Origin of the sequence: Pseudoalteromonas sp. 0303, from assembly GCF_013349995.1 — a bacterium.
GTDB lineage: Bacteria > Pseudomonadota > Gammaproteobacteria > Enterobacterales > Alteromonadaceae > Pseudoalteromonas.
This window is the reverse complement of sequence record NZ_JABVXF010000009.1, coordinates 39,307-54,833: the sequence shown is the minus strand read 5'-3', so window position 1 is coordinate 54,833 and position 15,527 is coordinate 39,307. Positions and strand designations below refer to the sequence as shown.

At 41.7% G+C, this 15,527-nt stretch carries 15 protein-coding genes; 13 read left to right on the top strand and 2 right to left on the bottom strand.

All coding sequences use genetic code 11. The features are described from left to right. Positions 1 to 6: 6 nt before the first annotated feature. Entirely contained in the window at positions 7 to 1,719 is a 1,713-nt protein-coding gene (locus HUS62_RS08200; protein ID WP_175079134.1) for a cytosine permease, read from the bottom strand. Between the two features lie 609 nt (positions 1,720 to 2,328). On the opposite strand from HUS62_RS08200, the gene HUS62_RS08195 reads away from it, so the two are divergent. The 5 genes from HUS62_RS08195 to HUS62_RS08175 all read left to right on the top strand — a co-directional run bounded on the left by HUS62_RS08195 (position 2,329) and on the right by HUS62_RS08175 (position 8,045). Next, complete coding sequence (locus HUS62_RS08195) at positions 2,329 to 3,387, top strand: carbohydrate porin (RefSeq protein WP_220094994.1); 1,059 nt, start codon at positions 2,329 to 2,331, stop codon at positions 3,385 to 3,387. Between the two features lie 257 nt (positions 3,388 to 3,644). Beyond that, on the top strand, positions 3,645 to 4,601 hold the full coding sequence (locus HUS62_RS08190) for a sugar-binding transcriptional regulator (RefSeq protein WP_175079133.1): 957 nt from the start codon (positions 3,645 to 3,647) through the stop codon (positions 4,599 to 4,601). A gap of 99 nt (positions 4,602 to 4,700) precedes the next feature. Further along, positions 4,701 to 5,252 (top strand): hypothetical protein, encoded by a 552-nt coding sequence (locus HUS62_RS08185; protein ID WP_175079132.1) that lies wholly within the window; start codon positions 4,701 to 4,703, stop codon positions 5,250 to 5,252. An 87-nt stretch (positions 5,253 to 5,339) separates the two neighbouring features. Further along, the gene (locus tag HUS62_RS08180) at positions 5,340 to 7,130 is read left to right on the top strand and encodes a GGDEF domain-containing protein (protein WP_175079131.1); all 1,791 of its coding nucleotides are present in this window, start codon (positions 5,340 to 5,342) and stop codon (positions 7,128 to 7,130) included. 84 nt (positions 7,131 to 7,214) lie between these two features. Next, positions 7,215 to 8,045: an ABC transporter substrate-binding protein gene (locus tag HUS62_RS08175; RefSeq protein WP_055198973.1), complete on the top strand. Its 831-nt coding sequence runs from the start codon at positions 7,215 to 7,217 to the stop codon at positions 8,043 to 8,045. Positions 8,046 to 8,079: 34 nt separating this feature from the next. Here HUS62_RS08175 and suhB read toward each other — a convergent pair whose 3' ends face one another. Then, positions 8,080 to 8,883 (bottom strand): inositol-1-monophosphatase, encoded by an 804-nt coding sequence (suhB, locus tag HUS62_RS08170; protein WP_054552496.1) that lies wholly within the window; start codon positions 8,881 to 8,883, stop codon positions 8,080 to 8,082. A gap of 308 nt (positions 8,884 to 9,191) precedes the next feature. Here suhB and trmJ point away from each other — a divergent pair, with 308 nt between their 5' ends. The 8 genes from trmJ to fdx all read left to right on the top strand — a co-directional run bounded on the left by trmJ (position 9,192) and on the right by fdx (position 15,463). Beyond that, on the top strand, positions 9,192 to 9,914 hold the full coding sequence (trmJ, locus tag HUS62_RS08165; protein ID WP_054563546.1) for a tRNA (cytosine(32)/uridine(32)-2'-O)-methyltransferase TrmJ: 723 nt from the start codon (positions 9,192 to 9,194) through the stop codon (positions 9,912 to 9,914). Positions 9,915 to 10,106: 192 nt separating this feature from the next. Beyond that, positions 10,107 to 10,598 (top strand): Fe-S cluster assembly transcriptional regulator IscR, encoded by a 492-nt coding sequence (iscR, locus tag HUS62_RS08160; RefSeq protein WP_054552499.1) that lies wholly within the window; start codon positions 10,107 to 10,109, stop codon positions 10,596 to 10,598. A 22-nt stretch (positions 10,599 to 10,620) separates the two neighbouring features. Continuing rightward, positions 10,621 to 11,838 carry an IscS subfamily cysteine desulfurase gene (locus HUS62_RS08155; RefSeq protein WP_054552500.1) on the top strand — a complete coding sequence of 406 codons (1,218 nt, stop codon included), beginning with the start codon at positions 10,621 to 10,623 and terminating at the stop codon, positions 11,836 to 11,838. Positions 11,839 to 11,878: 40 nt separating this feature from the next. Next, positions 11,879 to 12,262, top strand: coding sequence for a Fe-S cluster assembly scaffold IscU (gene iscU / locus HUS62_RS08150; RefSeq protein ID WP_054552501.1), 384 nt, complete (start codon positions 11,879 to 11,881; stop codon positions 12,260 to 12,262). Between the two features lie 11 nt (positions 12,263 to 12,273). Next, a complete protein-coding gene (iscA, locus tag HUS62_RS08145) occupies positions 12,274 to 12,597 on the top strand; it encodes an iron-sulfur cluster assembly protein IscA (RefSeq protein WP_054552502.1) in 324 nt (107 codons plus the stop codon). 78 nt (positions 12,598 to 12,675) lie between these two features. Beyond that, a complete protein-coding gene (gene hscB, locus HUS62_RS08140; protein WP_054552503.1) occupies positions 12,676 to 13,203 on the top strand; it encodes a co-chaperone HscB in 528 nt (175 codons plus the stop codon). 47 nt (positions 13,204 to 13,250) lie between these two features. Further along, positions 13,251 to 15,113 carry a Fe-S protein assembly chaperone HscA gene (gene hscA / locus HUS62_RS08135; protein WP_175079130.1) on the top strand — a complete coding sequence of 621 codons (1,863 nt, stop codon included), beginning with the start codon at positions 13,251 to 13,253 and terminating at the stop codon, positions 15,111 to 15,113. An 11-nt stretch (positions 15,114 to 15,124) separates the two neighbouring features. After that, positions 15,125 to 15,463: an ISC system 2Fe-2S type ferredoxin gene (gene fdx, locus HUS62_RS08130; RefSeq protein WP_054552505.1), complete on the top strand. Its 339-nt coding sequence runs from the start codon at positions 15,125 to 15,127 to the stop codon at positions 15,461 to 15,463. The last annotated feature ends 64 nt before the right edge of the window (positions 15,464 to 15,527 follow it).

The following is a 15,527-nucleotide window of genomic DNA, read 5'->3' as shown; positions in this document are numbered from 1 at the left end:
GAGCAGTTAAACGGCTGAAAATTGTTTTCTACGCTGCATAGCCCAATACGCACTCGCGAAGTAAATGATGGTACAAGCGAATCCACTATTGAAAAATAATGTTCTATTGTGTTCATAGGAAGCAACATCTGGTGAGTTGAACATAGCATTTGCTGCTAGCACGACAGTTATACCTAAACTTAACCAAGCAACCGCAGTGAGTACTTTGGTCAACAGACGTTGATCAAGAATAAATGCTGGTTCATTGGCTGCTTGCTCGGCGTGAAATCTTTCTACTTTTTTATCAAAATTAGTCAGTTCAGCTTCTTCTTTAGGATACTTCTGCGCAGCTCCATTTCGTTTTGCTAATAAAATATATACGACAATACTGAATACCCAAGTTGGTAAGAAAAGATAGTAAAATGGGATTATATTGATTGCGTTTAATGTAAATCCGAACACTAGGCCAAGTGCCCATGCAATAACAGCCGCAGAGCTATGCTCAAGCTTTTTGTAGGTAACCCAATAACGAGTTAGGCCAATTTTTGGAAATAAAAAGTGTTCAGCAAAAACGATAGCGCCAACAGGTACGACTAAAAGCCCTGCGTATGTAAGAAGTGGCAGTAACTTAGTAAATACAAATGGAAAGCAGGCAATTAAAACAGTAACTATACCCACTAAAAATGTCGTTCTGGTACGCGAAAGGTTACTAAATATAGCTTGTGCAGCAAGACCTGCACGGTACAAGTTTGCGTTTGCTGTTGTCCAGCCTGCAACAATAACAATAACTAACCCAGATAACCCAAGAGCATGGAACGCAACATCACCAGGATCTAGCTCCGTAATAGACTTTTTCACCAGGACAGCTGTGCCCGCACCCATAATACCAGCAGAGATCCAAGCGATATAGTGACCAAATAACATCCCCGCTGATGTGCATAAACCATAGCTTTTTTTCTTCGCGTAACGTAGCAAAGCCATGTCTATTAAACCAAAGTGAGTGATGGTGTTCGCAGCCCAAGAAAAACCGATGACTTCTAATAGCCCTATACCTGGCTCACCATTGGCATCTAACCCAGTCCATACGGAGACACTGCCAATGTGCATGAAGTCTCCCCAACTCGAGACTGAGGTTTCACCAATGACCGAATTGGCAAGTTCAGGCATGAGTACTAATGGACCGCTGATGAACATAACAAATAACCACGGAGCACAAATACCGGAGAATTGCGATACAGCGTTAAAACCATACATGGCAACCAATACAACGATAATGCCAACGGCAAGAACGACCATGACAAACCATGCGTTTGTTGGATACCAATTTAATTGCGCGGGAATATCAAGTGCAAAGCGAACAGCCGTTGCAGAGACGGTGATCATAGCAGCAGATATTACTGTAAAGATTATGACGTTCGCCCAGTTATATAACCGGGTCATTGAGTTTCCTGCTATTTTTTGAAGGTAAGTATATAGACTCAGGCGTGTTTCAACAGCGATTGGAGTTGTGATTAGTGTCCAGCTCAGCACGGCGAGAATATTACCAATTAGCAAGCCAAGCAGAATATCCGTCATGGTTGCGCCAAGTGCGACAAAGGTGGCGCCAAATACAAACTCAGTAGCAGCAACATGTTCACCTGCGTATAAACCTAAAAAATGTCTCCATCCTTTGAGCTTATGTTTTGCAATAGGTAATTGCTCTTCTTCTATGTGGTTTAGGTCTTTATGATCAGTATTCATAAGTAACGATCCCAGTGCTTTTTAGGCATGCTGATTTGTAAGCAAATAGCTTAACTGCATCTTTATTTATGTGTTCATTGTTTAACACTTAAAACTTTTTATTAAATAAATAGAAAATTTCAAAATTCAACACGCCCATGATTGTTGTCATTTATCATTTACATAAAAGTAAATGCTTATTTTGAGCAAATTTATGCTTAGTGGGCATAATCCTATTCTGTTTATTGTTTGTCAATGTTGATGAATCAGTCTATTTAATCGGCGGGTTGTCATTAATAAGTCGAAGTGATTGCACTAGTTTAGCAAATTTAAACCTCATTAAATTAAGCTTGGTAAGGTTGTTATCTTTTAATTAATTCCATCAATGTCTTATTTTATGTTTGTTTTGTCTCAAAGAGCCGTTCACATAAAAGAGGATTAGTTTTATCCATTTTAATTTCTCTTTTACCAATTCTAATTCCATTTCATTAGAATTCGAGCTCTATTTTTTGATGTTGACAAATGTGTTTGCATTAGGAATATGCTCATGCAGTTGTCATTTGCCCTTTTCTGGGCGTTGAATACTAGATGTTGATCAAGCTAGGACAAATTAAAATGGAGAACACGCATATGAAAATAAATCTACAACCTAAGTTTTGCCGTATATGGAAATGGAGCAGTGAACGCTATTTAAACGTAGATTGGCGTAAATCTATTGCAGCCATTATGTTGCTGTATTCTCAGTCAGGTTATGCAGATGATATTTTTGATGTTCACAGCCACCTAAGTGGCGATTGGCTAGGGGCAAGAGATAATCTAGCAGAGCAAGGTGTGGATATTCGCTTAAGCTACTTCAGCCAAACGGCGCATAACTTAAAAGGAGGAGAAAGCACAGAAACAGCCTATGCTGATCAGTTTTTTGTCGGTGGCTACTTTGATTTAGAAAAATTGCTTAATTGGTCGGGTGCTGAATTTAAGGTTGAGCTTACCAATCGTAATGGCGAACTTATTAATGAAAAAGCAAATCTGCCAGTTTTGCTGCAATCGCAACAAATTTATGGACGAGGCAATGTCACGCGTTTAACTCAGCTCTCTCTAACTCAACATTTATTTGAAGATCAACTGAGTATTAAAGTGGGTCGAATTTACCCAGGTGCTGATTTTTTTGCCATGAGTTGTGCTTTTCAGCACCTGACATTTTGCAGTGGCGGCTCATCCAATTATTTGAGTAGTAGTTGGTATGGTGACCCTCTCAGTGCACTAGGGGGGCAACTAACATACAAAGTCACTGATAATTTGCTATTTAAACTAGGCAGTTATGATGCAAACCCTGCAGCTATGTCATTAAATCAAGGGTTAAAATTAATAACATCAGGTGATGTTAACGGAACGACCTTGGTCGGTGAGCTGGAATATAAACGCCAATACAAGAATGGTTTAGATGGAGATTATCGGTTTGGCGTTGTCCGCAGTAGTTTAGATAAAACTAAATTAGTCAATAATGCGAATTTTTCAGATGATGAAATACTCGTAAGGGAGCATGAGTACCCGATTGAGTTAAATTATAATTATGTTGTTACCCCAGCAATACAGTTAATGCCTAATATTCAGTATATCATCGACCCTAATGGTGATAATGATGCTGAGAATGCAATGATTGCGGGTTTGCAGCTGAGTTTAAATTTTTAGCTAAAGCTTTTAAATTGACGTTATTTGTCAGCAAGTGCTCGACTTTTTCATGCAGTTGCGAATGGCTTGCGGTTATTAACACTTTATGAAATACATAGGCACCTCACTAATTTTGAAACAAATCTAGTTAGGTGCTTTTTTAGTTGAGAGTGTGAACCCTAAAATTGTTATTCATGACAGATTATGTATAGAATAGCCGCTGAATAGCTGATTTTGCTAATCATTTACCTCATTTATTGTTCAAACAGGCGTATAAAATGGCTTCAATTCCTAGCAATGATAATCAAAAATTAGAGGAAGCAGCGAGGGCAGGCTGGCTCTACTATGTTGCTGGTAAAACACAAGATGAGATAGCCAAGCAACTTAATACGTCTCGCCAATCTGCGCAAAGGCTTGTGGCTTTGGCAGTATCGCAGGGGTTAATAAAAGTACGATTAGAGCATCCAATTCGACGTTGCATGGAGCTTGCTGATGCACTACAAAATCGATACGGTTTGCTTAGTTGTGAAGTGGTGCCTAGCGAGAGTAACGATATTAATTCTACCATTGGCTTGGCTCAAGCGGGTGCCGCAGAAATTGAAAGGCAGCTAAAGCAGCGCCATGCAAAAATCATTGCGTTTGGTACTGGAAGAGTGTTGCGTGCATGCGCAGAGGAGCTCCCTACGATGCAATGCCCACACCATCGTATTGTATCTTTAGTTGGAAATATTGCTCAGGATGGCTCAGCAAGTCGCTATGAAGTTGCAATTCATGTTGCAGAAAGGGTTGGTGCGCAACATTTCCCTATGCCAGTTCCTGTTATTGCAGGATCTGAAGCTGATAAAGCAGGCTGGCAGCAATTAACGCATGTTAAAAATGTACATCAACTGGCATCACAAGCTGATGTTGCATTTGTGGGCGTTGGTGATTTAGGAATAAATTCTCCCCTTCATTTAGACGGCTTTGTTACTCGACATGAACTAGCTGCGCTTGACGCTATTGGTGCAACAGGTGAAGTAATTAGCTGGATTTACGATAGTGAAGGTCATCTCGTTGAATCAGAAATAAATAATCGCGTGACGAGTGCAGTACTTTCTCCAACTAATGATAAACGAGTAGTTGGGATTACAGCGGGTGACAGTAAAGTGCCAGCCATTGCTGGAGCGATAGAATCAGGAATGATCAATAGTCTCATTACAAATGAATTAACGGCAGAGGCACTGTTGCTGAGGTAAGTTTTGGTATGAATAAGCTTACTAAATTGGTAACAAGTGACAGTTTTACAGTGGTTAATGATTTCTTAAAACGAGTCTAACTATACTCCCGGAGACATTATGAAACACCTGATGTTTTGCGTGTTTGTACTTTTAATGCTTAGTGCTTGTGACGATAAGCCTGAGCCAGAACAGACTAATGTGCAGCAAATACCTGAGGTAACACTTAAGCAGCAGTTCGACAGCTATAAAGGGTTGGCTTGGCAAGTTGTAGAAGCACTACAAAACCAATCAACTGCTCAGCAATTACAAGACTTGACGCTTAAGCTAATTACTTCATCAACAGGTTTGTTTTTGAATCTAAAAGCACAGCTGCCAGAGTGTGAGGCAAGCTTGCAAGCGATGGCAGACGCTACAGAGTTTCAGCAACAACAAAGTGATGATACAGAGGCGTTGAAGAATGTAATAACAATTAATGTAGAGCCTGAACTACCTGAGTTTGCTGCGCCAAGCTGTTATCACGCACAAAAGTTATTACTTAATCCGCTCGCAGTTTATAAATTTGCGCAACAAGCTGATTTAGCACAGAGTGATTACCAAAAGGCTAAATTAAAAATGACTGATAATTTTGCCCGCATTAAGCAGCTTGAGCTGATCACCGCTATTGAGTAATCTGCACTCGTCATAGCCTTGCCATAAAATTGTCATACAAGGTTGATAATTTACCCACCAATTTGTATTACTAACGCTAGGTGTAAGGTGAACGCACAACTACAGCAGATCTTAGATAACAGTGCAATTGAGACCTTGTTTCAACCTATCTTTGATATTTCTAATCAACATATTTTGGGTTATGAGGCATTAAGCCGCGGCCCGAAAGGGTCTGAGTTAGAAATGCCGAGTGCATTATTCAGTGCAGCTATTGCTTGTCATAAGATCTCTGAATTAGAGCTACTTTGCCGCAGTAGAGCAATTGAGAACTTTGTTAAGCTCAATCTAGAAGGCAAGCTATTTTTAAATGTAAGTCCTAAAACCTTACTTGACCCTTGCCATCCTAAAGGTGAAACATTACACCTAGTTGAACACTTTGGCCTTGCAACTAACCGGGTAGTTATTGAGGTTACAGAACAAGAAAAAGTCGATGATGGCTTTTTATTGTTAAAGACCATTGCTCATTATCGTGAGTTAGGTTTTTCGATTGCCATTGATGACTTAGGGGCTGGCTATTCGGGCTTAAAGCAGTGGTCTGAGCTATGCCCTGAGTTTGTAAAAATAGACCGCTACTTTATCGACCACTGCGATCAGAGTGTGGTTAAAAAAGAGTTTTTAAAGTCAATTATTGAGCTTGCAAAAGCCACTAATACGCAAGTTATCGCAGAGGGCATAGAACGGGCAGAGGAGCTTCGTTTACTCGAAAGTTTAGGCGTACAACATGCGCAAGGCTTTTTACTCGAAAGGCCGAGTTTACAGCCAAGTTACGAAATTAATATCCACTGCTTAAAGCACTTAGAGTCATCAGATAATAGCAATGCATTTGAGCAGTCTATGGCGATTGGTTGGTTGGCAGTCGAGCACGCCAGCATTGAAGCAACAACCCGCTGTAAAGACGCTCACAGTATCTTTGAGCAAGATAAAAGCTTAACGAGCTTGGCAGTACTTGAACACAATATTCCTGTTGGTTTATTACACCGAGATCAACTCACTGAAGTGTTTGCCGCTCCCTATGGCCATGCACTTTATGATAAGCAGCCAGTTACTTCTTTAATGGATAAACAGCCGTTAATCGTTGACGAAAACGAGTTACTCGATACGGTGAGTCAGCAAATTACTGAGTTTGAGTTTGATATTCGACGCCACATTGTTATCACCCGAAGTGGTGAATACTTAGGTTTGGCGCCATTGCGTAATATATTAAAACACATTACCGAAGAAAAAATCCGCCATGCACAACATGCCAATCCACTGACTATGCTGCCGGGTAATGTCGCGATTAACGAAGCAATTGAGCTGAGGCTTCGTAATAATTATCCGTTCTCACTCGCGTACGTTGATTTAAACCACTTTAAACAGTTCAATGACCTGTACGGTTATGCCAGTGGTGACAGCGTTATAAAATTACTTGCAGAAGTCATCGTAGAGGCCTGTAGTACTAGCAAAGGGTTTGTCGGGCACATTGGCGGTGATGACTTTATGGTGGTGTTCGATAAAAATGATGCAGAGCAAGTTTGCCATGACATCATTAGTAAGTTTGAGCTGCAGTCTCGCGCCTTTTTCACCCCAGAACATATTGAGCAAGGGGGTTATTGGGCAAGCAATCGAGAAGGTAAAAAGCAGTTTGTGCCACTACTTACATTATCAATCGGTTTAGTTAAGCCTGATTTAGAGTTATGTATTAACAGCCACCAAGTTGCAGCGCTGGCAACTGATGCGAAAAAAGAGGCCAAGCGTTATCAGAGTAGTCATTTGTTTGTATGTAAACGTAGCCGACCAGCCCCCGCAGTGGTGCGTTTAAGCAGCCAAAAAGATGAAGCATTCCCTATTAGTTCATGAAGAAATTTTAAGTTCGCTTAATTTTACTTGTGTCCCTGTTTAACTGGGTGTAGCTTAAAAAAAACACAATAAACAAAAATAACAATGAAGCGACTATGTAGTGCAATTCTAGTATTGCTAAGCCTAGGATACAGCCTTACCACAGAAGCTAACAATGTGGTCAATTTAGCGATTGAACAACGCCCACTGTATAAACGCGATTATTATCTTCATGAATTGCTGGCAGCGGCTTTACGCGCCAGTAATTATCAAGCAGAAATTAACGAAGTTCTGGTTCACCCTCATCAACAACGTACCTTGCTGATGCTCGATGAAAAGCAAGCCGATGTGTTTTGGAGTATGACAAGCCCTGAGCGAGAACACCTTGCAATAGCAGTTAAAGTACCTTTGTTTAAAGGCTACATTGGTAAACGCGCATTACTAACTAAGCGAGCGTTTTTACCGCGTTTTAAAGATTTAAAAACGAAACAAGATTTAGCGCAGTTTAGTGCCATTCAAGGCCATGATTGGCCCGATACTAAAATCCTTGCGCAAAACGGCTTAACAGTCAGACCGCTGGCAAATTACCAGGCAATGTTTAGCTTAGTGATCAGAGGGCGAGTTGATTATTTTCCGCGTTCGTTCATTGAGGTCATTTCTGAAATGGAACAAATCAAAAGTGACGATCTGGCTATAGTGCCTGACCTTTATATTAGCTATCCAACGGCATTTTACTTTTTTGTCAGTAACCACAAGCCTGAATTGGCAGAAGCTCTGTTAAAAGGACTCAAGGTGATGAAAAGCACTGGCGAATTTGAACAGTTATTTGCCAGTTACTTTGCTGAAGACTTGGCTAAGTTGCCATTTAAAGAAGGTGAAGTCATAGAGATAAAACTCGACAACGATTATTTTCAGCCACAAAAAAAGGAGCCTTAGCTCCTTTTTTGCATTTTTACATTACAACCCGCTATTAGCGAAGTAGTGACTCAGTTAACACTGGGCGAATTTCACGAATGATTGCTTGAGTTAACTTAGGTGCACCACAAATGATGTTGCCGCTTTGGTTGTAGTTAATACCACCTGCGAAATCAACAACCATACCGCCAGCTTCTTTAACTAAAAGCTCGCCTGCTGCTGTGTCCCATGGCTTAAGGCCAATTTCAAAGAAACCATCAACACGACCCGCTGCAACATAAGCCATATCTAATGCAGCAGAACCTGCACGGCGGATATCAGCAGTGTGCACGAAAAGTGCTTTAAACGCTTCAGAGTATGCGTCTAAGTGGTGCTTTTGTTTGAATGGGAAACCAGTTGCAAGTACAGAGCCCGCTAACTCGTTAGTTTTAGTTACGCGTAAACGCTTGCTGTTAAGCTGTGCGCCTTGACCACGAGAAGCAGTGAATAATTCACCACGGATTGGATCATAGATAACAGCTTGGTCTAAACGACCTTTAACTTTAAGTGCAATAGATACTGCGAAATGAGGGATACCCTTGATGAAGTTAGTTGTGCCATCAAGAGGGTCTACAATCCATTGGTAATCTGCATCTTTACCTTTATGCTCACCAAGCTCTTCACCTACGATAGTGTGATCAGGGTAAGATTTTAAAATGGTATCACGAATTGCGGCTTCAGCTTCTTTGTCGATGTTAGTCACTAAGTCGTTAGTGCCTTTTTGTTGTACATCAACTTTTGATAAATCTTCACTTGCGCGAAGTAAAATTTTGCCTGCGTTACGCGCAGCGCGAACCGCAATGTTTAACATTGGATGCATAGCATTACCTTTGGGTTGTAAAAGAACGAATATATTTAAGCCGGCGTATTCTAGCGATTTCTAGCGTAAAGTAAACAATAAACTCGAATAAATTAGTTTGTTTTTTGTACAGTTTTGATTTTGTTGTTGATTTAATTTCAGAAGAAGGGGTTAGTGGTCAGCCGTCAGCCGTCAGCCGTCAGCCGTCAGCCGTCAGCCGTCAGCCGTCAGCCGTCAGCCGTCAGACTGATAGCTGATAGCTGATAGCTGATAGCTGATAGCTATGTTATAATCCCCGCAATTTTTGACTTTCAGTAAGTAACAACGCAATGACACTTGATGATATTCGTATCGTATTAGTTAACACATCACATTCTGGTAATATTGGCTCAGCGGCACGTGCTATGAAAACGATGGGCTTATCAAATTTATATCTTGTTGATCCTGCTTGTGAAATTGATAGTCATGCGAGTGCGCTTGCGGCCGGTGCAACTGATGTTTTAGGTAAAACAGTAGTTGTTGATACATTGGCAGATGCGATTGCTGATTGTGGCTTAACAATTGGTACCAGCGCACGCTCACGTACTTTATCTTGGCCTATGGTTGAGCCGCGTGAATGTGGTGAAAAGTTAGTAGCTGAGGCTGAACATGGCCCTGTTGCACTCGTGTTTGGTCGCGAAAATAGTGGTTTAACGAACGAAGAACTACAACAATGTAATTACCACGTATGTATTCCTGCAAACCCTGAATACAGCTCACTAAATCTAGCAATGGCCGTGCAAACGCTGTGTTATGAAACACGTATGGCATATTTAAATAAACAGCCAAAAGTACAAGAAGAAGACGAAGCAACCTACCCAAATGCGAAGCAAACTGAGCTTTTCTATGAGCATTTAGAGCAAACGCTAAACGACACAGGTTTTATCATCAAGCAACACCCTGGCATGGTGATGACTAAACTACGTCGCTTATTTAACCGCGCACGTCCAGAAGAAGCTGAGATGAACATTTTACGCGGTATTCTTACCTCTATTAATAAGTCTATTAAATAATCACAGGTTATAAGTATAATACTTGACTATATTACTCAGGTAATTACAATGTGTCCAGTACTTGACTGTTTTTGTCAAGTATTCGGTTTTATCAATGGCAAGTATCAATTTTTATCAAGTGATAATACTTGACTATTTTGGTCTGGTAATTAAAATTTGCACACCTTAGCGTGCAGTAACATCGGGGGCTCCATGAAGTTAACATCAAAAGGCAGATACGCAGTAACCGCCATGTTGGATGTTGCACTACATACAAATGTGGGTGCAGTGCCTCTTGCCGATATTTCTGAACGCCAAGAGATTTCGTTATCTTACCTTGAACAACTATTCGCCCGTTTACGTAAAAACGGCCTTGTGACCTCTGTGCGTGGCCCAGGTGGCGGATATTTACTAGGTCGAGAAGCGAACGAAATTTCTGTCGGCGATGTGATTAACGCCGTTGATGAGTCTGTTGATGCAACACGTTGCCACAATGCAACGGGTGGCTGCCAAAGCGGCATGCGTTGTTTGACTCATACCTTATGGTCGGACTTAAGCGCACGTATCGAAGAGTTTTTAAATAGTATTACCCTTGCTGAATTGGTGGAAAAGTCTGATGTGAAAGAAGTCGCATCGCGCCAAGATAACAGCATCAACAATGCAATTAAGCAACTGGAAAACATTCAAGTAAGCTGTCAACTGTAGCTTGACGAAAGCGGAGAGAGAAATGAAGTTACCGATTTATTTAGATTACGCAGCAACCACGCCTGTTGATGAACGTGTGGCAAAAGAAATGATGCAATGCCTGACTATGGACGGTAATTTTGGTAACCCTGCATCACGCTCACATCGTTTTGGTTGGCAAGCAGAAGAAGCAGTTGATCAAGCGCGTACAGACATTGCAGATCTGATCAACGCTGACCCGCGTGAAATTGTTTTCACTTCAGGTGCTACAGAATCAAATAACCTAGCAATTAAAGGTGCTGCGCAGTTCTATAAGAAGAAAGGCAAGCACGTTATCACTGTTAAAACGGAGCACAAAGCAGTGCTTGATACGTGTCGTGAACTAGAGCGTCAAGGTTTCGAAGTAACCTATATGGACGTTGAAGAAAACGGTTTACTTGACCTTAAAAAGCTTGAAGCTGCAATGCGTGACGACACAGTACTTGTGAGCGTAATGCACGTAAATAACGAGCTAGGTGTAATCCAAGATATCGCGACAATCGGCGAAATGTGCCGTGAGCGCAAAATTATGTTCCACGTAGATGCTGCACAAAGCGCAGGTAAAGTACTTATCGACGTGCAACAGTTAAAAGTAGATTTCATGTCGTTCTCTGGCCACAAAGTATATGGCCCGAAAGGTGTAGGCGCACTTTATGTTCGTCGTAAGCCACGTGCACGTTTAGAAGCACAAATGCACGGTGGTGGTCATGAGCGTGGTATGCGTTCAGGCACACTAGCTACTCACCAATTAGTTGGTATGGGTGCGGCATTTAGAATCGCTAAAGAAGATTTCGAAAAAGACCATGCACACATCAGCGCACTTCGTAAGCGTCTGATTGATGGCATCATGGCTGATATGGACGAAGTTTACTTCAATGGTGAACCAAGTCACTCAGTTCCAGGTATTGTAAATATCAGCTTCAACTTTGTTGAAGGTGAGTCGTTATTAATGGCTGTTAAAGACATTGCTGTTTCATCAGGTTCAGCCTGTACCTCAGCAAGCTTAGAGCCTTCTTATGTACTACGTGCATTAGGCCGTAATGACGAGTTGGCACACAGCTCAATTCGTTTCAGCATTGGCCGCTTTACGACTGAAGAAGAGATTGATTACACCGTTGAACTAATCAAAAACTCGATCGGCCGTTTACGTGAGATGTCTCCTCTATGGGAAATGCATCAAGAAGGTATTGATTTAGATTCAGTTGAGTGGGCGCATCACTAATCAGTGATCGCCGCCGCTAGCAGGTAGTGAGGATAGTATTATGGCTTATAGTGATAAAGTAATCGATCATGTTGAAAATCCACGTAACGTGGGTGCTTTAGACAAAAATGATCCGTCAGTTGCAACAGGTATGGTGGGTGCACCAGCATGTGGTGACGTAATGAAATTGCAAATCAAAGTATCACCAGAAGGTGTAATTGAAGATGCAAAATTCAAAACATATGGTTGTGGTAGCGCAATCGCTTCTTCTTCACTTGTAACTGAGTGGGTAAAAGGCAAAACATTAGATGAAGCTGCAACAATCAAAAACACTGATATCAGTGCTGAGCTTGAATTACCGCCAGTGAAAATTCACTGTTCAATTTTAGCAGAAGACGCGATTCAAGCAGCAATTGCTGACTACAAAAGCAAACAAGCGAAGTAAGAGATAAATTCATGGCAGTGACATTGACAGATGCGGCAGCAAACCGCGTAGAATCATTTTTAGCAAATCGCGGCAAAGGCATTGGCCTACGCGTTGGCATTAAAACGACGGGCTGTTCAGGTCTTGCTTATGTTCTTGAATTTGTTGATGAGTTAGCAGACGGCGACGAAATTTTTGAAAGCCGTGGTGTGAAAGTAATCGTTGATGCTAAAAGCTTAGTCTACATTGATGGTACTGAGCTTGATTACACCAAAGAAGGTTTGAACGAAGGGTTTAAGTTTAACAACCCGAACCAAGCCGATGAGTGTGGTTGCGGCGAAAGCTTCACCGTTTAAGCTTATAAAACTTTCTTTGCTTGAAGCCCTGCCTATGTAGGGCTTTGTTCTTTCCTGTTTACCGAGTTGGATTATGTAATGCGTTACTTTGAGTTATTTGCAATTCCAGTAGATTACAACATTGATTTAGCGACTATTAATAAACACTACCTTGAGCTGCAACGTGCAGTTCACCCAGATCGCCACGCAAGCTCTAGCAGCCGTGATAAATTACTTGCTGTGCAAAATGCAGCAGAAATCAATGATGCATTACAAACCTTAAAACACCCGGTAAAACGTGCTGAGTACATGCTAAGCGAGCTTGGTGTTGATATTCGCGCCGAGCAACAAACATTACAAGACCCGCTATTCTTAATGCAGCAAATGGAGCTGCGTGAAGAATTAGAAGAACTTGAAAATGCCGCAGATCCTGATGCAGCAATTGCCCAGTTTGAAGCGCAAATTAAACAGCTCGATAAACAATACAGCAGTGAATTAGCCGCTCAGCTGGCAAGTAATGATGAGCAACAATGGCAAGCTGCCGCTGATAATATTCGTAAATTGAAGTTTGTTTATAAGCTACGCGATGAACTAGAGCGTATTGAAGACAGTTTATTTGATGATTAATCGTTAGTTGTTATACAACAGCTATTTAAGAGTTTAAAAAGAGCATTATGGCATTATTGCAAATTGCTGAGCCGGGGCAGAGCGCGGCACCACATGAGCACAAATTAGCAGTCGGTATTGACCTTGGTACAACTAACTCGTTAGTTGCAACAGTGCAAAGCGGCGAAGCGCGTACACTGACTGATTTAGCAGGCAATGCGATGCTACCTTCGGTTGTTCAATATCAAGCAGATAGCATTGTGGTTGGTGAACGAGCGGCTGCAGCTGCAACTCAAGACCCTGCAAACACACTAATCTCGGTTAAGCGTTTTTTAGGTAAAACTCAGGCTGAAATCGAAAAAAGCTATGGTCAACTGCCGTACGAATTTTGTGAGCATGATGGCTCATTAGCAATCAGCACGGTTGCGGGTGCAATTAGCCCTGTTACTGCATCGAGTGAAATTTTAAAAGCATTAAAATTACGTGCAGAAGACAGCTTTGCAGGCCAAGACATCTTAGGCGCAGTTATTACTGTGCCAGCTTATTTTGATGATGCTCAGCGTCAAAGCACTAAAGATGCCGCAGAGCTTGCTGGTATCAAGGTTTTACGTTTATTAAACGAGCCAACGGCTGCGGCTGTTGCTTATGGCCTTGATTCAGGCCAAGAAGGTATTATCGCCGTATACGATTTAGGTGGCGGTACCTTCGATATTTCTATTTTACGTTTACACCAAGGTGTATTTGAAGTGCTTGCGACTGGCGGTGACTCAAGCCTTGGTGGTGATGATTTTGACTCGCTTTTAGTTGATTACTTCAAAACGCAAACGGGTGTGAGCGAGCTTTCTGCATCGGTATTGCGTTTATTCATCAATAAAGCAAAAGCGTGTAAAGAAGCGCTAAGCCAATACCAAACTGTGAATGTAGGTTTAGAGTTTGATGGTCAAAGCCACAAAGTTGAAGTAACCCGCGAAACGTTTGATGAGCTTGCTCTTAGCCTGGTTAAGAAAACACTACGCTCTTGTCGCCGAGCGGTTAAAGATGCCGGTATCGAGAACGAAGAAGTACTACAAGTTGTAATGGTTGGCGGCTCGACTCGTATGCCAATTGTACGCTCTCAAGTTGCTGCATTTTTTGATAAAGAGCCACTGACTTCTATCGATCCAGATCGCGTAGTTGCACTCGGTGCAGCACTGCAAGCAGATGTATTGGTTGGCAATAAGCCAGATTCAGACATGTTGCTATTAGACGTACTACCACTGTCGCTAGGTCTTGAAACCATGGGTGGCTTGGTTGAAAAAATCATTCCACGTAACACTACGATCCCTGTTGCACGTGCACAAGAGTTTACTACTTTCAAAGATGGTCAAACGGCTATGTCACTGCATGTATTACAAGGTGAGCGTGAGTTAGTTGACGATTGTCGTTCACTGGCTAAGTTCAGCTTAAAAGGTATTCCGGCCATGGCTGCTGGTGCTGCGCATATTCGCGTAACCTTTAAAGTAGATGCTGATGGCCTATTAAGTGTATCGGCAATGGAAAAATCAACCGGTGTGCAAGCTGAAATTCAGGTCAAACCATCATTTGGTTTATCGGATGATCAAGTTGCAAACATGCTAAAAGAATCAATGACTAATGCAAAAGACGATATGCAAGCGCGTATGCTGAAAGAACAGCAAGTTGAAGCGTTACGTGTTGTTGAAGCGCTTGAAGCATCTCTGGCAACCGACAGTGCATTACTTGATGAACAAGAATTAGGTGCGTTAAAAGCAGAAATTGCTAAACTTGTTGCCGTACGCGAAAGTGCAACAACACCTGCAGAAATTAAAGCAGCGATTGAAGCTGTAGACAATGCAAGTAGCGAATTTGCTGCTCGCAGAATGGATGCATCAATCAAAAAAGCGCTGCAAGGGCAGTCAGTAGACGAAGTTTAACGAGGTAAGGTATGCCACAAATTATTTTTCTTCCACACGAAGAGTTATGCCCAGAAGGCGCTGCTATTGAAGCTCCTACAGGTGAAACGGTATTAGATGTTGCACTAAAAAATGGTATTAGCATTCCACATGCTTGTGAAAAATCATGTGCGTGTACTACATGCCACTTAATCATTCGTGAAGGCTTCGACTCTTTAGATGAGAGTGATGAGCTTGAAGACGATATGCTAGATAAAGCATGGGGTCTTGAGCCAGAGTCACGCCTTGGTTGCCAAGCGGTGATCAAAGATGAAGATTTAGTGGTTGAAATTCCAAAGTATAATCTCAATATCGTTAATGAAGAGCATTAATTTTTAACGGCTTTGATTTCGTAAAAACCGCTGTAGTTGCTTGGTCTCTACAGCGGTTTTTTGT